This window comes from Chryseobacterium oleae (genome assembly GCF_900115055.1).
GTDB lineage: Bacteria > Bacteroidota > Bacteroidia > Flavobacteriales > Weeksellaceae > Chryseobacterium > Chryseobacterium oleae.
On the sequence record NZ_FOVD01000003.1, the window covers coordinates 77,757 to 102,730 of the forward strand.

General features: G+C 38.8%; 21 protein-coding genes. 11 read left to right on the forward strand and 10 right to left on the reverse strand.

The window, feature by feature from the left end; all coding sequences use genetic code 11:
* Positions 1-2 precede the first annotated feature (2 nt).
* Both BM143_RS10975 and BM143_RS10980 read right to left on the reverse strand, forming a co-directional pair.
* Positions 3-3,392, reverse strand: a complete 3,390-nt coding sequence (locus BM143_RS10975; protein ID WP_090024542.1) for a hypothetical protein — start codon at positions 3,390-3,392, stop codon at positions 3-5.
* A 5-nt stretch (positions 3,393-3,397) separates the two neighbouring features.
* A complete protein-coding gene (locus BM143_RS10980; RefSeq protein WP_090024543.1) occupies positions 3,398-4,960 on the reverse strand; it encodes a T9SS type A sorting domain-containing protein in 1,563 nt (520 codons plus the stop codon).
* 377 nt (positions 4,961-5,337) lie between these two features.
* Here BM143_RS10980 and BM143_RS10985 point away from each other — a divergent pair, with 377 nt between their 5' ends.
* From BM143_RS10985 to pdeM, 4 genes are all read left to right on the forward strand, one after another.
* Positions 5,338-6,360 (forward strand): ligase-associated DNA damage response exonuclease, encoded by a 1,023-nt coding sequence (locus BM143_RS10985; protein ID WP_090024544.1) that lies wholly within the window; start codon positions 5,338-5,340, stop codon positions 6,358-6,360.
* Entirely contained in the window at positions 6,357-7,937 is a 1,581-nt protein-coding gene (locus BM143_RS10990; RefSeq protein ID WP_090024545.1) for an ATP-dependent DNA ligase, read from the forward strand. Before BM143_RS10985 ends, BM143_RS10990 begins: the two co-directional genes overlap by 4 nt.
* A 1-nt stretch (position 7,938) precedes the next feature.
* Positions 7,939-10,389, forward strand: a complete 2,451-nt coding sequence (locus BM143_RS10995; protein ID WP_090024546.1) for a ligase-associated DNA damage response DEXH box helicase — start codon at positions 7,939-7,941, stop codon at positions 10,387-10,389.
* A gap of 144 nt (positions 10,390-10,533) precedes the next feature.
* Positions 10,534-11,178: a ligase-associated DNA damage response endonuclease PdeM gene (gene pdeM / locus BM143_RS11000; RefSeq protein ID WP_167375277.1), complete on the forward strand. Its 645-nt coding sequence runs from the start codon at positions 10,534-10,536 to the stop codon at positions 11,176-11,178.
* 243 nt (positions 11,179-11,421) lie between these two features.
* On the opposite strand, the gene BM143_RS11005 is transcribed toward pdeM, so the two are convergent.
* Complete coding sequence (locus BM143_RS11005) at positions 11,422-12,642, reverse strand: MFS transporter (protein ID WP_090024548.1); 1,221 nt, start codon at positions 12,640-12,642, stop codon at positions 11,422-11,424.
* A gap of 153 nt (positions 12,643-12,795) precedes the next feature.
* On the opposite strand from BM143_RS11005, the gene BM143_RS11010 reads away from it, so the two are divergent.
* From BM143_RS11010 to BM143_RS11025, 4 genes are all read left to right on the forward strand, one after another.
* Entirely contained in the window at positions 12,796-13,386 is a 591-nt protein-coding gene (locus BM143_RS11010; RefSeq protein WP_090024549.1) for a TetR/AcrR family transcriptional regulator, read from the forward strand.
* A 69-nt stretch (positions 13,387-13,455) separates the two neighbouring features.
* Positions 13,456-13,914 carry a hypothetical protein gene (locus tag BM143_RS11015; protein ID WP_090024550.1) on the forward strand — a complete coding sequence of 153 codons (459 nt, stop codon included), beginning with the start codon at positions 13,456-13,458 and terminating at the stop codon, positions 13,912-13,914.
* A 2-nt stretch (positions 13,915-13,916) separates the two neighbouring features.
* Positions 13,917-14,219, forward strand: a complete 303-nt coding sequence (locus BM143_RS11020; RefSeq protein WP_072923675.1) for a DUF3817 domain-containing protein — start codon at positions 13,917-13,919, stop codon at positions 14,217-14,219.
* Positions 14,216-14,569 carry a rhodanese-like domain-containing protein gene (locus BM143_RS11025; protein ID WP_090024551.1) on the forward strand — a complete coding sequence of 118 codons (354 nt, stop codon included), beginning with the start codon at positions 14,216-14,218 and terminating at the stop codon, positions 14,567-14,569. The genes BM143_RS11020 and BM143_RS11025 overlap by 4 nt, the downstream gene beginning before the upstream one ends.
* Positions 14,570-15,180: 611 nt before the next feature.
* On the opposite strand, the gene BM143_RS11030 is transcribed toward BM143_RS11025, so the two are convergent.
* From BM143_RS11030 to BM143_RS11040, 3 genes are all read right to left on the reverse strand, one after another.
* Positions 15,181-16,137, reverse strand: a complete 957-nt coding sequence (locus BM143_RS11030) for a nitrilase family protein (protein WP_090024552.1) — start codon at positions 16,135-16,137, stop codon at positions 15,181-15,183.
* A gap of 61 nt (positions 16,138-16,198) precedes the next feature.
* A complete protein-coding gene (locus BM143_RS11035; RefSeq protein ID WP_090024553.1) occupies positions 16,199-16,999 on the reverse strand; it encodes a helix-turn-helix domain-containing protein in 801 nt (266 codons plus the stop codon).
* Positions 17,000-17,001: 2 nt separating this feature from the next.
* Positions 17,002-18,240, reverse strand: a complete 1,239-nt coding sequence (locus BM143_RS11040; protein WP_090024554.1) for a Na+/H+ antiporter — start codon at positions 18,238-18,240, stop codon at positions 17,002-17,004.
* 277 nt (positions 18,241-18,517) lie between these two features.
* On the opposite strand from BM143_RS11040, the gene BM143_RS11045 reads away from it, so the two are divergent.
* Entirely contained in the window at positions 18,518-19,024 is a 507-nt protein-coding gene (locus BM143_RS11045) for a pyridoxamine 5'-phosphate oxidase family protein (RefSeq protein WP_047455696.1), read from the forward strand.
* A 94-nt stretch (positions 19,025-19,118) separates the two neighbouring features.
* On the opposite strand, the gene BM143_RS11050 is transcribed toward BM143_RS11045, so the two are convergent.
* Positions 19,119-20,003, reverse strand: coding sequence for a dihydrodipicolinate synthase family protein (locus tag BM143_RS11050; protein WP_090024555.1), 885 nt, complete (start codon positions 20,001-20,003; stop codon positions 19,119-19,121).
* 197 nt (positions 20,004-20,200) lie between these two features.
* The gene (locus BM143_RS11055) at positions 20,201-20,656 is read right to left on the reverse strand and encodes a cupin domain-containing protein (RefSeq protein ID WP_034730275.1); all 456 of its coding nucleotides are present in this window, start codon (positions 20,654-20,656) and stop codon (positions 20,201-20,203) included.
* Between the two features lie 101 nt (positions 20,657-20,757).
* Here BM143_RS11055 and pdxR point away from each other — a divergent pair, with 101 nt between their 5' ends.
* Positions 20,758-22,203, forward strand: coding sequence for a MocR-like pyridoxine biosynthesis transcription factor PdxR (gene pdxR, locus BM143_RS11060; RefSeq protein WP_090024556.1), 1,446 nt, complete (start codon positions 20,758-20,760; stop codon positions 22,201-22,203).
* Between the two features lie 213 nt (positions 22,204-22,416).
* Here pdxR and BM143_RS11065 read toward each other — a convergent pair whose 3' ends face one another.
* A complete protein-coding gene (locus tag BM143_RS11065; RefSeq protein ID WP_090024557.1) occupies positions 22,417-23,562 on the reverse strand; it encodes an Atu1372/SO_1960 family protein in 1,146 nt (381 codons plus the stop codon).
* Positions 23,563-23,630: 68 nt separating this feature from the next.
* On the opposite strand from BM143_RS11065, the gene BM143_RS11070 reads away from it, so the two are divergent.
* Positions 23,631-24,437 (forward strand): helix-turn-helix domain-containing protein, encoded by an 807-nt coding sequence (locus tag BM143_RS11070; protein WP_090024558.1) that lies wholly within the window; start codon positions 23,631-23,633, stop codon positions 24,435-24,437.
* A 23-nt stretch (positions 24,438-24,460) separates the two neighbouring features.
* Here the strand turns inward: BM143_RS11070 and BM143_RS11075 are convergent, their stop codons facing one another.
* On the reverse strand, positions 24,461-24,961 hold the full coding sequence (locus BM143_RS11075) for a CinA family protein (protein ID WP_090024559.1): 501 nt from the start codon (positions 24,959-24,961) through the stop codon (positions 24,461-24,463).
* Between the last annotated feature and the right edge of the window lie 13 nt (positions 24,962-24,974).

Here is a 24,974-nt window from a genome sequence, read left to right on the forward strand (position 1 = left end):
GTTTAGTTTTTATAATTGTATTGGTATTCTTTCAACACTTTCCCATTCACGTCAATCACTTTTTCAAGCCTGTTGGCCGTGTCATATTTGTAAACCTCTCTGATGCCAGATGGTGGGGTGATGCTTCTCACCCCAATTAGTGGATCATATGTGTAAGTGCTGATTTGGTAATCAGATAATAAAGAAAATGTCCTGAGAACATCAAGTTTACCGATCAACAGGTTTTCTGCCTCTTCTTCCTGAAGATTATACAACGCAGGATCAGCATCCTTATCGGAATATAAAATAATCTCAGGGATATTAATCGTTCCATACCCTATCAATCTGTCATAAGTGATTCCCTCTACTTTTGCAATAGGTAAAGTCTTGTTGTAGCCCCACAAGATACTTACGGGAATACCATCTTTGGTAGTATATTGTAACAGATTTCCGTTATTGTCGTATCGATCATAGGAGACTTCCACAGTTGTTGCCGGAGGACTAACACTTGTATTCAGATCTTTTATGTTATAAGAAATTGCAGATAGAGGAAGTACCAAAGAAGCATTATTGTTTGTAATTTGTGTACCGTTCTTTGGATAAATTGTTTCTGATTTCGACAATATTTTTGCAGTACTTCCAATAGTTTGGGTAGTTGAAGTTTCCAGAGGAATCCCAATCATATTCTTGTTGATCATCAACTGATTACCTTTCTCGTAGGCATAACTATAGATTGTTTCCTCACTATTATTGTTCGGATAAGTGACTTTTTTATTTGTTAATTGATAATGACTAGGGTTATTATAAAAATATTTTATTTTTGTTATTAAAGAAGTTGTTTCATTGGGATAATTAATTATTTCTTCCTCATTTAAAAGATTTCTGAATATTTCTTTAAAATAATAACCAACAGTCATATTTCCTAAATCCGTGTCAACCCAAAGACATTTTCTTTGAAATATCTGATTGAAAATAAAATTATGATACTTGGTCTGATCCCTTACCTCTTTTATAAAAGTCCTTTTAATAATTTTATTCACCTTATTCGAACTTGAAGCGTACAGTGTCTCTAATTCATTTCCATGATCCCATCCTGTATTACTGTGCCCGGAAGATATCATTCCTGTACCAACACCCAAAAGAGAATTTCCATGATGGACCTGTGAAAAAGAAGCATCCCTGTTGATATTAAATTTATGCTCGATTCTACCTTTTTCTGCATTGTCTCCTCCTAGGCTTTCAGTCACATACTCATAAAATATATTGCTGTTCATTGATGTATCAAATAAGGAGAATAGCGGAGAAGAATGGATTACTTTTACAAATTGAGAAGTGTAATTACAATTTGGAGTAATAGTAGCAGCAGGATCGTTAGGGCAATAATTCCTTGTCTCATAAGAGCTAAAATAATGAGGTGTTTCAGGTGCATCACCACTGGAAATACTTCTTTGAGAATAAGTATTATAATAATACCTTTTTAAAACAGGATTACTACCGGAATTATCAATGCTCTTTTTAAGCCTAATTCCACCTGTTGGTAAATTTATTATATCTTGTGACGAATAATAAGTATTTATTCCAAAATCCACGGATACACATTGGGGAGAAAAGATTTTCAACTGATAATTATGATTGGCTTTAAGCAAAACCTTTGCAGATGCCGAAGGCTCTGAATTGATCCTTAATACCATATAATTGTTGGCATTGATAGACGCTGGACCCTGAAAAATACCTATATATCTATTTTCATCAACATCAAAAAGATGTAAAGTCACTGATAAGTCTGATCTCTCTGGAATATCAGGATTATAAAATGGAGGACAAATAGCAGCATTCTCTAATAGTACGGAAGCTTTGACATCTACAGGCTCAGTCTCATCAATATTTCCGGTGGTAAAATTTTTTGTATATTTAAAGAATGATGACTGAACCACAGATCCTGTAGTCAGATAATCTACATAACCACTTATTGTCTGATACAGATGAACAATTTTTTTTGATCCCCAATAAGAATTTTGCTCATATTCCATTACAGTATCGCCTCCTGTAGGATAAATAATTCTTTTTAGTATTCCTCTTGATGAAAACATTGGATTAACTTCTCTGTTAGCACCGATAATTCTGAACGGACTTGCCTCTTTAGGGACAAAATAAGTCCCATTACTTGCTCCATTATAATATCCCCATAAATCTTGGCTTGTATTTAATCTGTCGGGAAGACTTTGAGGATCATCATATTCAAATTGATATTTCTGATTACTATTCTCGTATTTAATGTCTTTTAAAAAATGTCTGTTTGTTGTATTTAAATAACTGATCTTAATTTTGTCTATGGTTTTAGAGACCATAGTTCTTGTTTTTTTCTCAATGCCTGTCAAAAGCTTATAATTACGATCAAAAACATGTTCTTGATCATAAACGAAAAGCACTTGCCCATCACTGGTATTATTTGAACTTATTCTTTTAAGAACTTTAATATAATTAGTTTGCATGGAATAGCAGTTAAAAAAGGTTGGTGTATGTGTAGGCAGAAAGTTGGCCGTACTGCCTTGATTTCCATAGCTACAAATAGCATTTTGGGTACCACCGTCAAATTTTAGCTGTTGGCTTAATGAGGGCGTATAAGTGTATTGGCTATCTCCATACTCAAAATAAATTTCATTACCGGAAGGATGGATGATCTTAGTCAAATACCAGGCAACATTAGCAAGAGTTGTTAGAGGTTCTCCCAAAGCAATACCTTCACAGGCACTCTTTAAATATCTTGTTTTTTCTATGGCTTCAAACAGATATATGATACCGGATTCATCTGTAGCTTTAAAATAATTTGTTCCATTGGCATAAATTCTTTCCAGCTTAATATCGGAAGGACTAATATTAACAATACCCCCACTTTTGTTGATAAGAAACTTCCCTGAATTTCCCAAAAAATTAAAGCTGAATTCATCATATTCAGTATTGTAAGCACTGGTCTCAACAAAATTTTCAAAGTAATCTATAGTCCCTTGATCCATTATAGTAAAGCTATCCGGGGAATTAGTAGGGGTAAAATCATCATCTGCTCCGTTAATCTTTTTTGTGATTACTCCACCCGTATTGAAACTCCAGCTCTGACCTACCAAAGTTTCCAACTGGTCGATCTTTACACCAGCTGAAGTATAATCGATAGTGACGGGGATTGTAATATTCCCGCCCTTAAATTCTAACAGTGGAATGTTAATCCTGGGAGTACCAATAAAGAGATTTGCAGGAAGATTTCCGTAATTGGAAAACGCAAAAGCACTTGGAGAGGGAGGAATCATTTTTTGATATTTTCCAACATTTACATTTTCAGAGGAAATACTTCCCTGAGGAAATACTCTCGTAAAAGTTAATGCAAATAGTAGTAGTAATATAATTTCTATTTTTCTCATTTGTTTTATTTTTTAATCAATTTTACACTTGCCGTTTTATTATCATCCGTCTTTACAGTCACCAGATAAGCACCCTGAATCAAATTCTGAGTATTGATCTTCGTTACCTTATTTTTAGTCTTCAAACTCTGAAGCTGTCTTCCGCCCATATCATACAGAATGATATCAGCTTCTTTAAAATCAAAGCCTATTTCTACATAAGCATAGTCTGAAACTGGATTAGGATAAATTTTGATATCCTGCTTTTCAATCAATTGGTCAAGCTGTTGATCTCCAAGCTTCACGATTTTCCAGTTCTCTTTTCCAAGTTCTTCAGCACTGGTTCCTGCCAAAATGATGGAGCCGTCACTGTTCAGCTTGATATCTGAAAGCCTTTCCTCTTTCTTCCTGGATTCTCCTTTTATATATTTTCTCCATGTCTCAATCCCTAGCTTATCAAGATATAAAAGCCAAAAAGTTTCGTCATCTGTTTCGATTTTTCCCTCTGCCTGAGTGTATCCACCCAATAAAATTCCCTTGGTGAGGTCTTGGTTGCTACCTCTTGAATCTTGACGCTGGCTAATCACGCTCATACCCATCAAAATATCACGGTTTCCAAAACTGTACGACTTCTGCCAAAGCTCTTCACCTCTTTCGTTAAGTGAAATAAGCCATAGATCTGTTCCTTCTTCAATTCCTACCATTTTATTCCCTGACATTTCTGATCTGGATTCTCCACCGATTAGATATCCTTCTGATGTCAAGGCAAGTGTTCTTAAGTGGTCATCAGCGTTTCCTCCAAAATTCCTTTCCCATTCTGTTTTCCCGCTCTTGTCAAGCTTCACGATCCAATAATCGCCTTCTCCGAAATTTTCAGTGGTTTTTGAACCTCCTTTGTTGCTCCTTGAATACATCCCGACCAAAACACCTCCGTCCTTTGTTGGAATCATTTTTTCCACTTCATCCAGTCCTCTTCCTCCAAGAATTGATTGTGAAACTTCTTTTCCATTCTTATCAAGTTTTACAATCCAAATATCTTTTGAACCATAACCTTTGGTTGAATTTTGAACACCGCCGGCTACAAAGAATCCCAAATCCGTAGTTTGGATTACTGATCCTGCTTCTTCATCCGGTGCTGATCCCAATGTTTTCTGCCACATCTCATCTCCAAATTCGTTAAGCCTCACCAGCCAAATGTCCGATCCGCCTCGGGTATCTTCTTTTTTATCCAATCCTTTTCCGGAATAAGATGTCCCGGCCAAAAGAAACCCTCCTTCCTGAGTGGCTACAGAGGCAGACAAATAATCATGATTCTGACCTGAGAAATATTTCTCCCAAACCTGCCCACCCTGCTGATTTAATTTGATTAAGTGAAAATCGTACCCGTTGTTTTGCTTACTACCTTCGGCCTCAAGCTTACTGCTTTGTATTGAACTTCCTGAAATAAGATATTGCTGATCAATGGTTGTTGTAACCTGGCTTAAAAAATCTTGAGTATTGGATTTAATATCGTTCTGCCATAATACCTGCTGCCCATTTAAGGACATGACAGTGCACAACAGAAAGATTCCTGAGTATTTTTTGTTCATTGCATTTGAATTTTTATGCAGCCAATATAATATTTATTCTCACCTAAAATCAGTAACAAAAAAACATACTTTAAAGATTTTTTATACTAACCAATTTTCAATTAAAAAGACTTAAAACATTCATAATCAAAATTTTTTAATTGTTTTAAGTTTAAATTTAAAATCAATAATAATCACACAAACGTGACGAAAAAAGACCAAACTATTCTTTTACAGTTTCTTTTGTAAAACCAGATACAGTTTTTTGGAACCCGAATGAGAATAAAACAATTCTTAAAAAGTTGGATTAAGTTTTAATTGATTAAACTCTTATAAAATCATTAACTTTCTCCAATTTGGTGGGATTTTTGAATGTAAAACATAAACCAATCACACCATTGAAATTAATCACATTCACAAAAAAAGGCATTTACTGTCCGCAGGGGAAATTCTATATCGATCCGTGGAGACCAGTTGATCTCGCCGTTATTACACACGGACATGCCGATCACGCCCGGTGGGGAATGAAAAAATACCTCTGTCATCATTATACAAAACCAATTCTGTATCAAAGGATTGGGATAGATATTGAATGCCAGAGCGTTGAATATGGGGAAACGGTGATTCTGAACGGTGTGAAAGTTTCACTGCATCCTGCCGGACATATCATTGGATCAGCCCAGATCAGACTGGAATATAAAGGTTATGTTACTGTTATTTCAGGAGATTACAAGGTTCAGGAAGATGGTCTGAGTACTCCGTTTGAACTGGTAAAATGCAATGAATTTGTGACGGAAAGCACTTTCGGACTGCCGATTTACAACTGGTTGGAAGTTCCTGATCTCAATAAAAAGCTTCAATCCTGGGTACTTAAAAACCAGGAAAATTCAAAAACTTCAGTATTTATAGGATATTCATTGGGAAAAGCTCAGCGAATTATGAAGGCTGTGGAAGGTTTAGGAAAAATCTATGTTCACAATTCCATTGGAAGGTTGAACGAAGCTTTTGAATCCGTAGGCATCAATCTTCCGGATTATAAGATCGCTGATTTTAAGGAAAACCCAAAAGAAGTTCAGCACGAAATCGTTATTGTTCCTCCTGCTTTACTGGATAGCAATATCATTAAAAAAATACCGGATGCTGCAACAGCGATCTGTTCAGGATGGATGCAGGTACGCGGAGCCAGAAGATGGCGCAGTGCCGATGCAGGATTTGCCATGAGCGATCACGCCGACTGGAAAGGGCTTTTGCAGGCCGTAAAAGCTACAGAAGCAGAGATCGTACACGTCACCCACGGACAAACCGAAATCTTCTCAAAATATTTAAATGAAATCGGTATTAAGTCCGATGTCGTAGAAACCCTGTTTGGTGAAGACGAAGAAGAATCTGAAAAAGAAATCACTGAAAATCCTAAGCCATGAAACATTTTGCAGATCTGATCAATGCTTTGGAAACGACTAATAAGACCAATGCTAAAATAGAGGCCATTATCGATTATCTGGAACGCGCTCCGGATGAGGATAAGGTATGGTTTATTGCGTTGTTTACAGGCAAAAGACCGAAAAGAAATGTCAACACCAATTATATGAAAGAATGGGCACTTGAGATCACAAAACTGCCGTTTTGGTTGTTCCAGGAAAGCTATTCTTCGGTAGGAGATCTGGGCGAAACCATTTCCCTGATTCTTCCTCCGCCTTCGGAAAAAATTGACAGTACCCTTTCCCAATGGATGTTGGATATTGTCAGTTTAAAAGACAAATCAGAAACAGAAAAGAAAGAATTTGTCTTGCAATCATGGAACGGACTGGATTACACTGAACGTTTAATCTTTAATAAATTACTGGGCGGAAGTTTCAGAATCGGAGTGTCAGATAAAACTTTGATTAATGCACTCACCAAATTTTCATCTCAGGAATCCAGCACTTTGATGCATAGTCTGATGGGAAAATGGCTTCCCGGAGAAGTTTCATTTCAGGAACTGATTTCGGCTGAAAATATCAATCCGGATAATTCAAAACCCTATCCTTTCTGCCTGGCTTATCCACTGGAAAAAGAACTGGAAGAACTTGGAAATCCTGAAGACTGGCAGATCGAATATAAATGGGACGGAATCCGCGGACAGATCATTAAAAGAAATGATGAAGTCTTTATCTGGTCAAGGGGCGAAGAGCTCGTAACCGATCAGTTTCCGGAAATCAGGGATACCGTACAGGCTATGAAAGGGAACTTTGTTTTAGATGGAGAAATACTTGCGGTAAAAGACTCTAATGTTTTAAATTTTAACGAATTACAGAAAAGATTAAACAGGAAAACTTTAACTAAAAAAATGCTCTCGGATATTCCGATTGAAGTCTTTGTTTATGATCTTCTGGAACTGGAAGGAACCGATCTTCGGGAAAAATCCATCGGAGCCAGACGGGCTATGCTGGAGGAATTACTGTTGAATGAAACTCCTCAAAACATTAAACTTTCTGAAGTTATCAAGTTTGAAAAATGGGAAGACTTGAATACAATACGGGAAGGCTCGCGGGACATCAACAGTGAAGGTCTTATGCTGAAACAGAAAAACTCCCCCTATCATTCCGGAAGAAAAAAAGGCGACTGGTGGAAGTGGAAAGTAAGTCCGCTCACCATTGATGCAGTTCTGATTTATGCCCAAAAAGGAAGCGGCCGACGAAGCGCCTACTACACAGATTACACATTCGCGGTGAAAAATGGCGATACGCTGGTGACCATTGCAAAAGCCTATTCGGGACTGACCGACAAAGAAATTATGGAGGTCAGCCGGTTTGTCAACAAAAATGCCATTGAAAAATTCGGTCCGGTGCGTACAGTGAAAGCTGAACTGGTTTTTGAAATTGCGTTTGAAGGAATCGGTTTCAGCAGCAGGCATAAAAGTGGTGTAGCCCTGAGATTCCCAAGGATAGTAAGATGGCGGAAAGACAAAACCGTAAACGAAATAGACGAACTTGAAGAAATAAAAAAACTGATCCAATAATTTGAAAGCATTTGAAAATAGCAACGGATTCAAAGTCATTCAGCAATGGATGGCTGATAAAGGCATTTCCCCTTTCAAATTTCAGATCGACACCTGGCAGAAATTCGGAAGTGGATACAGCGGAATGGTGGTGGCGCCTACCGGATTCGGAAAGACATTTTCTGTTTTCCTGGCGCTGGTTTCAGACTTTATGAATCATCCTGAAAAGTACAAAAAAGGATTGAAAATGATCTGGATCACTCCCCTGCGTTCCCTGTCCAAAGATATTGCAAAAGCGATGCAGGAAGCCATGGATGAAATCGGTTTGGACTGGACCGTTGGCGTCAGAAACGGAGATACAGAACAGAAAGTGAGACAGCAGCAGATAAGAAATATGCCTGAAATCCTCGTTGTCACTCCTGAAAGTCTCCATCTGCTTTTAGGTCAGAAAAATCATGCGAGATTTTTTCAGGAAATGAAATGTGTAGCCGTTGATGAATGGCATGAATTGTTAGGTTCAAAACGCGGTGTCATGGTCGAGCTGGCCATTTCACAGCTAAGAAAATATGTTTCAAAATTAAAAATATGGGGAATCACAGCTACGATAGGAAATCTGGATGAAGCAATGGAAGTTTTAATTCCCTACGACATCAAAAAGACAAAGATTACCGCCAAAGAACATAAAAAAATAGACATCCTGCCGGTTATTCCGGATGAGCTGGACATTTTGCCGTGGGCCGGACATTTGGGCGCCAAATTAGCCGATAAAATCGTTCCCATTATTTTGGATTCAAAATCTACGATCGTTTTTACCAATACCCGGAGTCAAAGTGAAATGTGGTACCAGTTGCTGCTTGATGCCTATCCTGATTTTGCAGGCCAGATTGCGATTCACCACAGTTCCATTGATGCCCATCTCCGGATCTGGATCGAAGAAAATTTAAGTGCAGGAAAATTGAAAGCTGTCGTTTCCACTTCTTCTTTAGATCTAGGAATTGATTTTAAACCTGTCGATACGGTGATTCAAATCGGTTCTGCTAAAGGAGTTGCAAGATTTCTGCAACGTGCCGGGCGAAGTGGCCACTCCCCTTTTGAAACCTCTAAAATCTATTGCGTTCCCACCCATTCTCTCGAACTGATCGAAGTGGCTGCTTTAAAAGAAGCCGTGAAACAGAAAGTAATCGAGCCGCGCGAACCTCAGGTTTTGTGTTTCGATGTACTGGTTCAGTTTCTGATGACTTTGGCGGTTGGTGACGGATTTTATCCCGAAGAAACCTTTGAAAGAATCAAAAAAGTATTTGCTTTCCAGGAAATGACCGATGAAGAATGGAAAAGTATCCTGGATTTTCTGACCATCGGTGGAAGTGTTTTAAAAAGCTACGAAGAATTCCACAAGATCGTCATTATGGAAGACGGTTTGTATAAAGTCACTTCACGGAAAATAGCCATGCTGCACCGAATGAATATGGGCGTTATCGTAAGTGATGCCATGCTCAAAGTGAAATTTATTTCTGGCGGTTACATCGGAATGGTGGAAGAATATTTTATCTCAAAATTAAAAAAAGAAGAAAAATTTATTTTGGCAGGACGAACGCTTGAAGTCGCCATGATCAAAGACATGACCGTCTACGTTCGCGCTGCAAAAGGAAAAGCAATAGCTCCGAGCTATCTGGGTGGAAGACTTCCTTTGAGCTCTAATTTAGGACACTTTTTAAGAGAAAAGCTCTCCCATGCCTTAAACCCGAAAGCTTCAGAAAAGGAACTGAAATTTTTACATCCGTTATTGGCCAGTCAGGAAAAAAATTCACATATTCCCAAAGAGGATGAATTTCTTGTAGAGTTAATCAAAAACCGCGAAGGTTATCATCTTTTCATGTATCCTTTCGAAGGACGTTTGGTTCATGAAGTGAAGGCAGCATTGATCGCTTACCGTATTTCAAAACTGGCCCCGATTTCTTTTTCAATGGCCATGAATGATTATGGTTTTGAACTTTTCAGCGACAAAGAAATTCCTCTGAACGAAGATAATTTAAACCAAATTCTCACCCGCGAAAACCTGATGAATGATGTCATTGCCAGTATCAACTCGGCAGAAATGGCAAGAAGAAAATTCCGCGACATAGCCGTGATTTCCGGAATGGTGATTCAGAATTACGCAGGAAAACAGCGCTCCAATAAGTCATTGCAAAGCTCAGCCGGCCTCATTTTTAAAGTGCTGGAAGATTACGACCCCAATCATTTCCTTGTCAGACAAGCCTATACCGAAGTTTTCAATATGCAGCTTCAGGAACCGCGGCTGGTGGAAGCTTTTAAAAGAATTGAAAAATCAAAAATCATTTTAAAATATTCCCATACCTTTACTCCACTGAGCTTCCCTATCAAAGTAGACAGCCTCAGACAGACACTTTCGAGTGAAAGTCTGGATGCGAGAATTAAACGGATGGTGGAACAGGCGAGGAAAAGAGGGTTTTAGTTTTAGAGTGATGAATTATGAATGATGAGTGATGAGTTTGTTGCGGGGTAAGGATTTCGGGTTCTATGTCACAATATAAAACTTCTGTTTATCATCTTCCAGCCTTATTAATACATTTTACGTTAATACATTTTACAGAAAAAATTGAACATCGCAGTCAAAAATATCACCATCAACAGCCAGGTTTTCACCCTGACCAATCAGCGCGCTGCGTTTTGGAAAAAAGAGAAAGCATTGATTTTGTCGGATCTTCACATTGGAAAAACTGCCCATTTCAGGAAAAATGGAATTGCTTTGGCCAATCATATTATGAAAAGTGATCTGGAAAGACTTTCCGTACTGATTGAATATTTTCAACCCGAAAAATTTATTGTCGTTGGGGATCTGCTTCATGCCGGAGACAACTCAGATGTAGACGAGTTCTGCAGTTGGAGAAACCAGTATCCGGATCTTCATTTTTATCTGATTAAAGGAAACCATGACCGTCTATCGGCTGCCTTGGAAAAGAAATTATGTTTAAATTTTAAATCTGAAATTCTAACGATTGATGGCTTTACTTTTATTCATGATTTTGACAAAACGTTGCCGGAATTTCAGATCACAGGACACATTCACCCGGGCGTTGTCCTGAATTCTTCCGTAAAGAACATCAGACTTCCGTGCTTTGTTCAGACTGAAAAACAATTACTGCTTCCCGCATTCAGTGAATTCACAGGACTTGATACCAAAAACATCCCTAAAGGAGGGAAATTCTTTGTATTTACAGATTCTGAGATTCATGAAATATGAGATTCCGGATATCTATTCAATAGAGATGGGCTTCAGCCCATCTGAACAAGGAAAGACATTCCAAGGGCTTTAGCCAAAACCTGAAAATATAGAATCAATTTCATTTTGATTTCTCGCTGATCTGGCGAATAGAGCAGATTTTTTATGTCTGATTGAGGATGAGGATAAAATTAAGGCTGAACACGTAAAATAAAAGACTGCCCACTAACGGACAGTCCTTGAAAATATAAAAAACAGGAAAAATTATTTTTGATTTTTACTTAAACGGATGCTGTAAAGTGTAATCAATACGGTTGCCACTAAAAATAAAGCCCCGATCCATGGCGTGCTTGCCAGCCCTAATGAAGACGTTACAATAAGACCTCCTGTGTAAGACCCGATCGCAATTCCTATATTGAATGCAGCAATATTAATCCCCGAAGCTACATCTTCAGTTCCCGGAAGTTCTTTTTCTGCAATCTGTACCACCAAGAGCTGAAGTCCCGGTACGGAGGCAAACGATAACCCACCTAAAAGAAACAGGGTAATAATACTTAAGATCTGATTACCGGCCGTAAAATAAAATGCCAGTAATACCACTCCCTGCGCAGCAAACATCCAGAGAAGCGCCTGTAAAGGGTTTTTATTTGCCGTTTTCCCACCTAAAAGATTTCCTAAAGCAATTGCAATTCCGTAAATCAGAAGGATAAAAGTTACTGTAGATTCCTGAAATCCTGTGATCTCCTGTAAGATCGGAGATAAGTAGGTAAATACCACAAATGTTCCTCCGTATCCCATGGCTGTCATTAAAAAGGCGAAGATCATACGTCTGTTTCCAAATACTTTGGGAAGACTTTTTAAAGAGGCCGTCTGGTCGCTTTTAAGGTTTTTCGGAACCAAAAGCATACTCGCTAATAAACCTATGATTCCAAGAATAGAAACCCCTATGAAAGTGGCTCTCCATCCAAAATGCTGTCCTATAAATGTTCCCAGTGGAACTCCGGTGACAATCGCAAGGGTAAGACCGGCAAACATAATTGAAATTGCTGTTGCCCTCTTCTCTTCAGGAACCAGTGATGCCGCAATGGTTGAGCCGATGGAGAAATAAACCCCGTGAGCAAATCCGGTAAGAATCCTGGCCATAACCAATGTAAAAAACCCGGGAGCAATAGAAGCCAGTCCGTTCCCGATCACGAATAAAAGCATGATGGATACGAGCAATGCTTTTCTTGGAATTTTTCCCGTTAATGCAGTCAGTATCGGAGCTCCTATCGCTACTCCAATGGCATAGAGACTTACCAAAAGCCCTGCTGACGGAATGCTGATTCCCAGATCCCCTGCCACCGTAGGAAGAAGTCCAACAATCACGAATTCTGTGGTTCCTATTCCAAATGCACTGATGGTTAATGCCCACAATGCTGCCGGAAGACCTTTACTTTTGACAGCAGGTTCCGTTTTGATCTGTATTTCTTTTTGATAATTCATTGCGTTGTAATTTTGTTGAGTTTTGACAGGACAAATTTCCGATGAATTATCGTATTATAAAAATAAGTTAAATTCTAGCAAACTATCAGAATAATGATAGTTTGTTTTTTTGAACAAAAATTCCGTTCCTTTGCAATAAAGCCAGTTATCCCAATGAAAAAATCGGAAGCCACCCGCCTGAATATCCTCCAGAAAGCCTTTGAACTGATCTATGTGAAAGGGTATAAAACCACCAGCGTTGATGAGATCATTGCCACTACACAGGTGACAAAAGGGGCGTTCTATTACCATTTTAAAACGAAAGACGAAATGGGACTGGCCATCATCAATGAACTTCTGAAAACCAACTTCAGAAGCACTTTTATTGAACCTCTTGAGAATACTGATCGTCCGTTGGAAAGTATTTATCAGCTGGTCTACGGAATCTTAATGGAAAATGATCTTCTAAAGGTTGAATATGGCTGCCCTACTTCCAATTTAACCCAGGAAATGGCTCCCTGGCATATGGATTTCACCAGAGCACTGAACGAGCTTGCAGAACGTTGGGAAAATGCAATGATCACCTGTATCGAAAACGGAAAGAAAGAAGGTTCGGTAAAAGAACATGTAGATGCCAAAGAAGTGGCCGTTTTTGTGATGTCCGGGTATTGGGGTGTAAGAAATTTAGGAAAATTGGAGAATTCAAAATCCGTATATCTTATTTATTTAAAAGGACTTAAGAACTATTTTCAATCACTGGAATAATTTTTTATCAAAAAACATACTAGTTAGTATGTTTTTATTCTATCTTTGATGCGTTCAAAAAAGTCATCCATGTACCAGACCCTTACCTTTTTGCACTCCACATTCCGGTGGATCGTTTTATTAAGTCTTGTTTATGCCTTATGGCGAGCCTATAGAGGATATTTTCATCATAAAACATTTACCAAAACAGATGACTCAGTCAGGCATTGGACGGCAACCATTGCTCATATCCAGCTGATATTCGGGATCATTCTGTATGTAAAAAGTCCAATCGTTAAGTATTTCTGGAAGAATTTCAGTGAAGCCAAAGAATCTCTGGACCTGCTTTTCTTCGGACTGATTCACATTTCCCTTATGATTACAGCTATTGTACTGATTACGGTTGGTTCCGCTTTAGCCAAAAGAAAACCTACAGACCGGGAAAAATTCAAAACGATGCTTATATGGTTCGCAGTGGCACTTGCCGTCATTTTTGTAGCGATTCCATGGCCATTTTCTCCTTTTGTTAACAGACCTTATTTCAGATAATTATGATACATTTATTAAAAACAAAAATCGGACGCCTGAGAATTCTGGCTATTCTGGAAGGAATCTCTCTGCTGACCCTCGTATTCATTGCCGTTCCCATGAAATACTGGCTTGGAAATCCTGCGCTTGTTAAAATGATGGGCCCCATCCACGGAACCCTATTTCTTCTTTTCCTGTTTAATACGTTAAGTGTAGGTGTTGAGCAGCACTGGAAGTTTAAGGAAACTACCTGGAAAGTGATTCTCGCTTGTTTTATTCCTTTCGGGACTTTTTATATTGACAGCAAAATTCTGAGCAAATTATGAAAACAGTACTGATATTTTGTGCAGCAGCACTTACCATCTATGTCTTATACCGGATGTACAAATATCAGACTTTAGATGACGGCCTGGATCAATTGATAAAAAAAGGGGCTGTCATTCTCGATGTAAGAACCGAGAAAGAATTTGAAATGGGACATATCGAAGGTTCGGTAAATATTTCTTTGGGAACCATCAGAGAAAGATATGTTGAACTGGATCGTGAAAAAACGTACATCACCGTTTGCTCCCACGGACTTCGAAGCGTAAAAGCTGAAAATATTTTAAAAGAAAGAGGATTTAAGCATGTGCATAACGGCGGTGCCTGGACTGATCTTCAGGAGCTGATAAAGTAAGTTTGGAGAGGGAAGTTATTGAGGTCTAAAAACAGCTGTACTTCTATTTTTAACCTGAGTTCGGGATAAGATATTTATAATAACAATGATTTCAGTATGTTTAAAGGATCAATTTTAGTAACTGATAATCTTTCGGGATCCGGGTTTTGTGGTTCAAACCTGAAATGACCTTTACATTGATATGCTGGATCAAGTTCAAAATCCGGGGAGAGCTGACAATGTTTTTTTGACGCAAAGAAACTGATTATTCTATTAATAAAGACTAGCAAAGGCGGAATCAATTTCATTGATTCGATGAAGCGGATGTTGTATACAGATCGCTTCATCAGTGACGCAGTCACAGTCTTTGCCTTCCTCAAAACTAAACGTTAACATAGAAATCTTTGCGTAAAAAAAAGCTTAAAAATATTTTACAGGTAATCCTATATACTTTCACACCTCAAACCCACATCCCGAAAACCCTCAAACTTAATTGTCTTATCCCAAACTCAGGTATTTTTATTAAATTTTTCATTTAGTAAAATATTCTAAGACCGTTTCGGAGAATACTTTTGTCAAGATTTAAAACCTTGACAAAAATATCTTCCATCCTCCCTCTCCCAGCTTCCAGACTAAATAGCACTATCCTTCATCCAAACCACTTTCTGTTCAGAATGATGTTCCAGACCAATGATGTCACGATATAGTTCCGGCCTTCTTGCCTTTACATATCGGCTTCCACCGGCCTGAGTAAGCTTTTCAGGAGTAAAAACAGCAGTTTCAAAACTGTCATCAAATGAACGGCATTCCGCAATAATATCTCCAAAAGGATCAATAATCATCGAACATCCGTTTTTCAACTGATCATCATCCATCCCGATCGGATTGGAGAAAACAGCATAAATTCCGTTGTCATAAGCTCTGGCAGGCAGCCATTTCATCAGCCAGTCACGTCCTTTCATTCCGTCAAATTCCAGGCGAAGCGATGTAGGATCAGCTACTCTGTTTTTCCATAATTCAGTATCTACAAAACCGGCTCCCGGCCTCGTGGAAGACGTACACATCGTCACATGTGGCATAAAAATAATATCTGCCCCTAAAAGTCTCGTAGCTCTTACATTTTCAACGATATTGTTGTCATAACAGATCAGGATTCCGCATTTCCAGCCATGAATTTCAAAAACACAATACTCGTTTCCGGGCGTCAGATGTGGATTGATAAATGGATGAAGTTTTCTGTATTTGGCTTTCAGTCCGGTTTTATCTACACAAACGTAAGCTTTGAAAATATGATTATTTTCATCTTTTTCAAATAATCCTGCCAAAACAGTAATATCATGCTTCGTCGCGATTTGCTGCAATCTTTGGATGCTTTTCCCATCAGGAATGAATTCTGCGACGTCAAGAAGCTGGTCTTTGGTCAGATTTCTGGCAAAAGTGTAGCCTGTAATTGAACATTCATGAAAAACAATGACTTGTGATCCTTTTGAAGCGGCTTCTGCGGCTAATTTTTCAATGACGGATAGATTGTATTCTTTGTCACCGCTTTTATTTTCAAACTGGGCGGTTGAAACTTTGAGATTGTCCATTCTTTTTTTTTGCAAAGCTAGCAGACGCAAACATCCAAAGATTGTACAAAACCGACATTGGCTAGGTAAACGGAATTTCGATAAAATTGACAGCCAGCTTATTTTCGGTTTTCAGATACTGACCGGGTGTCAATCCGATTGTATTTTTAAATTCCCTGATCAGGTGGGATTGGTCTGAATATCCCGCTTCGTACGAAAGACTGGCAATGCTGTTCTGATCTGTACTGTTTTTCATCAGACTTAAAAAATGATGAAGACGGATAATGGTACTGTATTTTTTGGGGGATATGCCAATATTTTCTTCAAACTTTCTTTCAATATGGCGCTCAGAATATCCTGTGAAATGTTCCAGGTCTTTAAGAGATAAAGCTCCCCTGTTTTGAAGCATATATTGCTGGACCTTCATAAGCCATGAATCCGGATTGTTTTTTGTTGAGATCAGCTTCATAAAATAGGTATTCAGTGCTGCTATTATCGATTGCGGATCTTCTTTATTATCCAGCTTTTCCTGAAATGGCAGCAACTGATCTTTTAAAATATCCGAAGCCGAAACGATTTCATTTTTAATGTCTTTAGCAGCCACATCAAACAGCAGATTAAAAAAATAGGGCTGAAAAACGACTGCCAGTAAGGAAAATTGACCTTTTGTACTCAAATCTTTATACTTGGTAGGCTGTCCGTAAAAAAAGGATAAGGGCAGATTGCTATCTTTTTCGTCTCGCATTTTCATATCCGCAGAGATGATTAAGCCTGTATTTCCATCAGCAAACAAGCGAAGATTTTTAGTCATATCTTCCGGATTTTCTAAGAAGATATAGTGCTTGATGTAGTTGGCCAGCTGTTTGGGAGGAGAAATCTGCATGATTATAATTTAAGTTTTTTTATAATCCACGGTAAGGTCAGTCCTTGTCCTAAAAGCGAAATCAGCACAACTGCTATGGATAAAAAGACAATTTCACTTCGTAATGGAAAAGGCTCGCCGTCATTTAATGTGGCCGGAAGACCCAGCGCAATGGCTAATGAAACAATGCCACGCATTCCCGACCAGGTAATGATAAAACTTGTTTTGGAATCAAATAAGGCTTCTTCACTGATTTTTCTTTTTCCCTGAAAGGCTTTCTGAAGATTAAACTGCTGCAAATAAACCCTTGCCATTCTGATCAGTAAGGTCACCAGTACAATTACGACAGCATATCCGGCATAAGTCCAGACCTGGATATGAGCCATTTTTCTCAGAATAGTCGGAAATTCAAGACCGATTAATAGAAATATCAGCCCGTTCAGAAGGAAAATAATGATGTCCCAGAAATTTCTGGACTGCTCCTTCACGTGATCCGGAAATTTATTTCTGCTCAGTTTAGACATTCCCAAACCGAGTACAACCACTGCAATCACGCCTGATACTCCGAAATGTTCTGCAATAAGATAAGTAACGAATGGCATGAGAAGAATCAAGCTGTTCACTACCATGGCATCTTTACGAAAGAAACCGATGGTAAGAGCCAATGTTTTAAAAATAACCCAACCCACCAAAAGACCACCTCCTAAAACGACAAAAAATTCCAGTGAGGCTTTCCACGTAACAAAGGTAATTCCGGTAACTGCAGCTACTGCAAAACGATAGGCAACCAAAGCTGAAGCATCATTGATCAGGCTTTCTCCTTCCAGAATCGTCATGGTTCTGTGAGACAGACCTAATCCTTTTGTGACCCCAACCGCAGCTACAGCATCCGTAGCGGACAGAATAGAACCCAATACAAAGGCCAGTGGCCAGGTCATCCCCGGAATTAAATAATACGCAATAACCGCAATTCCGGCTGTCGTTAAAAACACCAGTCCGATAGCCAGTGTTCCGATGGTATTGATATTAGTTTTAAACTGCTGAAAAGAAATATTAAAGGCCGCATCGTACAAAAGTGGTGGCAGAAAAAGCAGCATAATGATCTCGGGATTGATCTCAATTTCAGGCATTGCAGGAACAAAACCGATCATAATGCCGACTATTAAAAGCAGCATTGGTACCGGGATTTTTATTTTACCCGCCAAACCGGATATCCCGATCATTAAGGCCATGATCACTAAAATGACTGCATAATTTTCCATCAGATTTTATCGTATTGAAATGTTAGAATTCCTTTTTGAAATAGGTTTTACGAACAAAAATAATTATTTCTGATGAGCACAAGTCTCTTTTCCGACTTAAATCTATCCTGATCGTCATTCATATCATTTTTGAATAACAAAAAAAGTAGCAAAATTGGGATATGGGATAGATATTTTTTACAACAATGTTCCTTTTGGTTAGGTTTTTGAACTAAACAGAGCACGGATATTCCATTTTATTCCAATTCTTAAATTCCAATCACTAAAATATAATATTATGTCAACAAAAAATTTAACCCACCTCGAGGCCATTAAAAAGATCCAGGAACTGTCTGAAAAGGCAAGAATATGTATGTTCTGTACCGAGCTCGGAACCACACCTTTGAATTCCCGGCCTATGACACTTCAGGAAACGGATGACAGCGGAAATCTATGGTTTATCAGCAGTGCAACCAGCAATAAGAATTTTGAGATCAAAGATGACCGAAACGTACAGCTTTTCTTTATGAACAACAGCGATTCTCAATATCTGTCGGTTTATGGACAGGCTTCTGTTTATAAGGACAAAGCTACGATTGAAGAAAAATGGTCACCGATGGCCAAGGCTTGGTTTGACGGAAAAGATGATCCGGATGTGAGCATCATTCGTGTAGAACCCAAAGAAACCTATTACTGGGATACCAAAGCAGGAAAACTGGTCAGCCTGTTCAGCTTTGTGGCTTCGGCTCTGACTGGGATTAAAACCAATAACTCCGATGGCGTAGAAGGAAATGCCGTCGTATAAAATAAAGTTGGCTGAGGAAATCCTCAGCCAACTTTTCTACAACATAAATATTAAACTGACATCAAAAAAAACTGATTTTTTTAATAGATTTAAATTAATTGACCAGGGTTTTAATGATACTTCTAAGTTCTTCCGTTTCTTTTTCGGACAGAGATTTCAGCGGGCTTCTTAAGCTTCCGCCTTCTTCTCCTAAAATATTCAGCCCTGCTTTCACCGCCCTTGGAAGACCTTTGTTCACGATGAATTTTAAGAGATCAAACTGCTTGTAGAAAACTTCTTGTGCTTTCTCCATATTTCCTTCTTCAATAGCTTTATATAAACCAACATTAAGTTCAGGAATCAGATTGGGTGCCGCAGTACACCAACCTCTTGCTCCGGCAGTGAATGCAGCCAGTGCCAATGGATTGGATCCGTTGTAGAAGGCAGTTTCCTCGCCCAGTTCTTTTCTCAGATAATGCATTCTCTGAATATCTCCCGTACTTTCCTTGATCATGGTAACATTGGAAATCTCCAAAAGCCTTTTCAAAAGTGTCGGAGACATATCTACTCCACTGGTTGCCGGATTGTTATAAGCCATGATAGGAATTGAAATTTTACTGGCTACTGCATCATAATGGGCTACGATCTCGTCATCCGTCAGCTTCCAGTAGCTCATTGGAATGATCATCACGGCATCGGCACCTGCTTTTTCTGCAAACTGAGCATGATGAACAGTCTTTTCTGTGGTAAGATTTGACACACCTACCAATGTTGGTACTCTTCCTTTAGTCTGCTGTATAGAGGCTTCTGTGATCGCTTCCTTTTCTTCATCAGACAGGTAGGGCATTACTCCTGTGCTTCCTAACGGAGCAATTCCGTGGCTTCCTGAAACGATAAGTCTTTCTACAAGTTTTTTAAAAAGAGGAATATCTACTTTCTCATTCTGGTCAAAAGGCGTAATGGGATAAGCAATGATGCCTTTGAATGGAACATTTTTCATGTTTTATTTTTTTTAATTAAATGATAAACTGAGGATAGAGATTAGAGATTAGGGATTAGGGATTAGGGGAAATTCTTTATTTCCTATTTAAAAAGTGTTTGGTTGGATATGAATGAAGCCGATCAAAGCTTTCTTCTGAATCTTAAATTGAATCCACCTAACCCCTAAATCTTATCCTTGATCTTAACCTTCGATTTCTAAAGGTCTCTTCCTTCTTCTTCTCTCAATGCAACGCCTAAGTTCTGAAGCTGTGGAGCATTTTCGCAGGCTAAATATTTTGCAGATTCTGTATCACTAAGATTTTGGTGTTTATGCCAAGCCCAAGAAGGAATATAAACCGCATCTCCTGCTTCCCAATGTACTCTCTCGTCCTCTACTTCTGTCCATCCTTTTCCTTCGATTACATACAGTACCGTTTCATACGTGTGACGGTGTCTGTTGGTCTGCTGACCCGGAGTTAATCCACCAATCGTCATACTTACATTTTTACTTGGAAGATCTACAAAGAAAACCGGGTGCTTTCTTTCTGTTGAAAATTGATTGTGCTCCCCTGCATTTTCTACATTTTTATGAATTAAATGGCTAGGTTTTACGTACTTTGGTCTTGCGAATGTTTCGTGAAAGTCTTTTGAACTGAAATCTTTTTTGTCCATGATGTTTTAAATTTTAATTGTTTGTGCGTTATTGCATGACAAAATTACCGTATCTTTGGACTGTTTAAATGATTCAGTTTTCACGTAAATAGGTAGTCCAGATGCTTCGTCCTTGGAAATTAGAACTTGAAATAGATAAAGAGCTTGAAAAAGCCGTGTATCTGCAGATCGCGGATACCATCATTGCGGACATACGTTCCGGAAGACTCAATGCCGGGGATGCACTTCCCGGAAGCCGAAATCTTGCTTTGATGCTGAAGATCAACAGAAATACGGTGGTGGAAGCCTATCAGGTACTTATCAATGAAGAATGGGTGATCTCCAAAGAAAGAAAAGGAATCTTCGTATCTGACAAGCTTCCGGTTGTACAGGAAAGGCAAAGCATAAGAGATCCTGAAGCTGAAGAAGCTTCGTTCGCTTTAAGTAAGCCTATGATCAATTTTGATGATGGACATCCCGACAGTAAAATAGCCCCGGTAACAGAACTCGCCCGCGCCTACCGCCAAATCTTTAACAGGAAAGCAAAATGGCAGATGATGGGTTACAGCAATGAACATGGCGATATTGAATTCCGGAAAACCATTTCTCAGATGCTGAACCACCAGCGGGGAATGCATATCAATGAAAATGAAATTTCAATCACGAGGGGAAGCCAGATGGCGATGTTTCTGACTGCTCAATGTCTGTTAAAACCCGGAGATCAGGTTATTGTAGAAAACCCAGGGTACAAACCCGCCTGGAAAGCTTTTGAATATGCCGGAGCAGAACTTCTTCCGGCAGCAGTAGATGAGGAAGGGATTGTTACTAAAGACATAGAAAAGCTTTTAACAGAAAATAAAAATGTAAAAGCGATCTATATTACGCCTCACAGACAATATCCTACAACGGTTACTTTAAGTTTAGCACGAAGACTGGAATTAATTGAACTATCCAACAAACATGGAATGACTGTGATTGAAGATGATTATGACAATGAGTTCCATTTTGGATACCGTCCTATCCTTCCGGTTTCCAGCTTTGATGAACTTAACAGCTATGTCTACGTGGGTACATTGAGTAAAGTAGTGGCTCCTGCCCTGAGGATCGGCTATCTGGCATCCAAAGATCCCAGTCTGATTCAAAAAATAGGAGATCTGAGGAAAATCATTGATGTTCAGGGTGATGTGATTATGGAACAAGCCGTACTGCAGCTCATTAAAGAAGGTACTGTTAAAAAACACATTAAAAAAGCCACCATCCATTACAGAAACAAAAGAGATCTGGTGAACAGTCTTTTAGAAAAGCATTTGGAAGATGTCGCCGATTTTACACTTCCTGAAGGAGGTCTTGCCTTCTGGATCGTTCCGAAAGAAAACCTGGATTGGGATGCTGTAACGGCTTCCCTGCTTGAAAAAAGCATTAACATCATTCATCCGAAGCAATACAGTTCTGATCATGTTATCAACGGATTCAGACTTAGTTATGGTTCTCTTTCCGAAGAACAGTTGGAGGATAGTATAAAAATCATTTCTAAGGTTCTGAAATTTCATACCGACCGGGTAAAATAATTTTATATTTCTAAGTTTTGGCTAAAGCCGTTGTAAGGCGTTTTTTATTATTTAGACGGGCTAAAGCCCATCCCTATTGAATATTCAGAAGGTAATCAGAAATAAAAAAATCTGCTCTATTTGCCAGACCAGCGAGAGATTAAAATGAAATTCTCAGTTCATTTTCCCGCAGATTGAGCAAATAAAGCAGATTTCTATCGGCTTATAAGTGATTTATTCCACTTCAAAAATAGCCTGAATCTCCACCGAAGAATTCACAGGAATAGAGGAAGCTCCCAGAGTCGCTCTCGCATGTTTTCCTTTCTCACCGAGAATTTCTACCGTCAGGTCTGAAGCTGTATTCATCAGGTCTGCGTGCTTTGTGTAATCATCTTTTGTATTGAAAATTCCGGTAAGCTGTACACATTGTTTTACTTTGTTAAGATCACCGCCTACTGCTTCTTTTAAGACGGCTATAACGTTCAGCATCGTAGCTTTTGTAGCTTCTTTAACCTGCTGTTCATTAATATCAACGCCTAATTTTCCAGGATTTAAAATTTTCCCATCTTTTAAAGCGACCTGATTAATGAATACCAGATTTCCTGAACGCACATAAGGCTTATAATTTCCAGCTGGCTGGGGAACTTTTGGAAGGGTAATGTTTTTCTGTTTCAAAAGAGCGTTGATATCTTCAGATTTTTCTACAGGAACAACTGCTGTCATTTTTTTACTGAATGTCCCTTTCAAAGCTAAAGCCGTTTTAGCAAAATTACTTCCCTGAAGTTCTGCCAGCGCGCGTTCATCTTTTGTTGGTCTTTCCACATCTTTCAGTGAGGCCATACTTGTTACACCTAAAACGGTATTTCCCTGAGGAATAGCTTTATTGATACTTTCCGTTCCTCTGATTCCATTGGAAACCAATACCATTCCATGAACGGCTAACGTATTCCAGAATGCATTAAGAGCCAGCTCTTTTCCTGCACCACTTCCTGCAGACATAAAAAACGTTGCCGGCATTCCTTCCAGCGCATGATTGGTCCATAAATTAACGGTCTTCGACAAGAATTCACTCATCCCGGTACTGATATTCCCGAAATAAACGGGTGATCCAAAAGCAATTCCGTCATAAGAAGGCAGTTCTTCCACCAATGCTACTGGAATATTTTTCAATTTCGCGTTTTGTGATTCTTTGACCTGTTTAATGACCGCCGTAGCATTTTTACTGCTTTCGATGCCGGTTGCTATTTCTTTAGCCAATTCATAGGTTCCTCCATTATCCGAATGAATGAGGACCAGTATTTTAGCTTTGTTTTCCTGTGCCATGATTGTGGTGATTTTTAATAATAAAATTAATACAAAAACCGTACTTAGTTTTTTCATTTTTAATAGATAAATAATTACCATACAAAATTAGTATTGTCGTTTTTATTAACTTTGCCAAAAATTCTATGCAGAACGACATCGTAAAATGTGGTTTAACGGAACAGAGTGACAGCCGATTTGTAGATACCATCGGAAAAGAAGCGTATGTGTGGTGTGAGGAAGACTGGAAACATGACGACCATGAACATGCCCATCACCGGGCCCAGCTTACCTTTGTGGAAGAAGGCTATCAGTATTTTCATATTGATCAGAAGATCTATCTTGTGCCTCAGTATCATGTGATTTGGGTTCCCTCAGGAAAGGCTCACAGAATCTCTTCAGAAGCGAAAACGGTCAATCTGATGGTCTTTTTATTTAAAACGGTTTTTGAGGATGATTTCTACCGGAATGTTCATGTTTTTACAGTTCCTCCCGTTTTGAAGGAAATGCTATTGTATGCTTCCAAGTGGAATCAGCTGATAGAAGAAGATGAAGAACAGGATCTGTTTTTTAAAGCGATTTTAAAAAGTCTTCCCAATTTCTGCAGAGAAAGCAGTTATCTTGAAATACCTGTTCCATCGGATGCAAGACTCATTCCCGTTTGTACGTATATCAACACCAATTTTAAATACAGTCTGAATGCTGATGAACTGGCAGAAAAAGCACAAATGTCTGTCCGAAGCCTGCAGAGAATATTTAAGAACGAAACCGGAATAACCCTTCAGAAATACCATCAGCTTGTAAGAATTCTGAAAAGTATTGAGCTTATTGATACCGGAAACTTTACATTAAGCCAGATCGCATACAAAGTGGGCTATCAAAGCTTATCGGCGTTTACCTCTTCTTACTATGCTATTATGAAATCTAAACCTAAAGTAAAGAAGGTCAATTAGGTATTTAAGTTCCGGATCTGAGATTATTTTAAAATCAACAGCTGATTGATTTCGCTTTTAAAACAGCCTAAAATAAATTCCGTATAATACATCTGAGCATTCAAAGCCTGTGTCTTAGGATGCAGTTCCAGTTTTTTGGTAAGAATGATCTCTCCTTTATACGAAAATGAGAAATAGGCGAAAATTTTATATAACGATTTTCTGATCGGAGTACAATATCCCGTAGTCGCAATGGACCAGTCGGAATTAAAGAGTTTAGCGACATTCAGAGCCATCGTTTTGGCAACATTCTCTGATACACAGTCGCAGTCCTGGGCTTCCTCTCTGTCAACCTGCAAAAGCTCTACTTTCTGAGGCAGCGTATAAGTGGTCATCCCTCCTTTGAAAAATAAAGAAGCATTGGGCATCTGCGAAAAAGCCAGCTGAAGGCATCCTGAAGTAACGCTTTCTGCTACCGAGATGGTTTCACCTGCGGTCAGAAGCGACTGGCTGATATATTCTAAAAGATTTTTTTGAAATTCCATAATTTTAAATATT

Bases quoted from the DNA above. Each gene is read 5' to 3' on its own strand.
- BM143_RS11045 (WP_047455696.1), top strand. From the start codon at position 18,518: ATGTCAACAAAAAATTTAACCCACCTCGAGGCCATTAAAAAGATCCAG.
- BM143_RS11035 (WP_090024553.1), bottom strand. From the start codon at position 16,999: ATGCAGATTTCTCCTCCCAAACAGCTGGCCAACTACATCAAGCACTAT.
- BM143_RS11070 (WP_090024558.1), top strand. From the start codon at position 23,631: ATGCAGAACGACATCGTAAAATGTGGTTTAACGGAACAGAGTGACAGC.
- BM143_RS11030 (WP_090024552.1), bottom strand. From the start codon at position 16,137: ATGGACAATCTCAAAGTTTCAACCGCCCAGTTTGAAAATAAAAGCGGT.
- pdxR (WP_090024556.1), top strand. From the start codon at position 20,758: ATGCTTCGTCCTTGGAAATTAGAACTTGAAATAGATAAAGAGCTTGAA.
- BM143_RS11010 (WP_090024549.1), top strand. From the start codon at position 12,796: ATGAAAAAATCGGAAGCCACCCGCCTGAATATCCTCCAGAAAGCCTTT.
- BM143_RS10990 (WP_090024545.1), top strand. From the start codon at position 6,357: ATGAAACATTTTGCAGATCTGATCAATGCTTTGGAAACGACTAATAAG.
- BM143_RS11075 (WP_090024559.1), bottom strand. From the start codon at position 24,961: ATGGAATTTCAAAAAAATCTTTTAGAATATATCAGCCAGTCGCTTCTG.
- BM143_RS11025 (WP_090024551.1), top strand. From the start codon at position 14,216: ATGAAAACAGTACTGATATTTTGTGCAGCAGCACTTACCATCTATGTC.
- BM143_RS11020 (WP_072923675.1), top strand. From the start codon at position 13,917: ATGATACATTTATTAAAAACAAAAATCGGACGCCTGAGAATTCTGGCT.
- BM143_RS10975 (WP_090024542.1), bottom strand. From the start codon at position 3,392: ATGAGAAAAATAGAAATTATATTACTACTACTATTTGCATTAACTTTT.
- BM143_RS11040 (WP_090024554.1), bottom strand. From the start codon at position 18,240: ATGGAAAATTATGCAGTCATTTTAGTGATCATGGCCTTAATGATCGGG.
- BM143_RS11005 (WP_090024548.1), bottom strand. From the start codon at position 12,642: ATGAATTATCAAAAAGAAATACAGATCAAAACGGAACCTGCTGTCAAA.
- BM143_RS10980 (WP_090024543.1), bottom strand. From the start codon at position 4,960: ATGAACAAAAAATACTCAGGAATCTTTCTGTTGTGCACTGTCATGTCC.
- BM143_RS11065 (WP_090024557.1), bottom strand. From the start codon at position 23,562: ATGAAAAAACTAAGTACGGTTTTTGTATTAATTTTATTATTAAAAATC.
- BM143_RS11055 (WP_034730275.1), bottom strand. From the start codon at position 20,656: ATGGACAAAAAAGATTTCAGTTCAAAAGACTTTCACGAAACATTCGCA.
- BM143_RS11015 (WP_090024550.1), top strand. From the start codon at position 13,456: ATGTACCAGACCCTTACCTTTTTGCACTCCACATTCCGGTGGATCGTT.
- BM143_RS11050 (WP_090024555.1), bottom strand. From the start codon at position 20,003: ATGAAAAATGTTCCATTCAAAGGCATCATTGCTTATCCCATTACGCCT.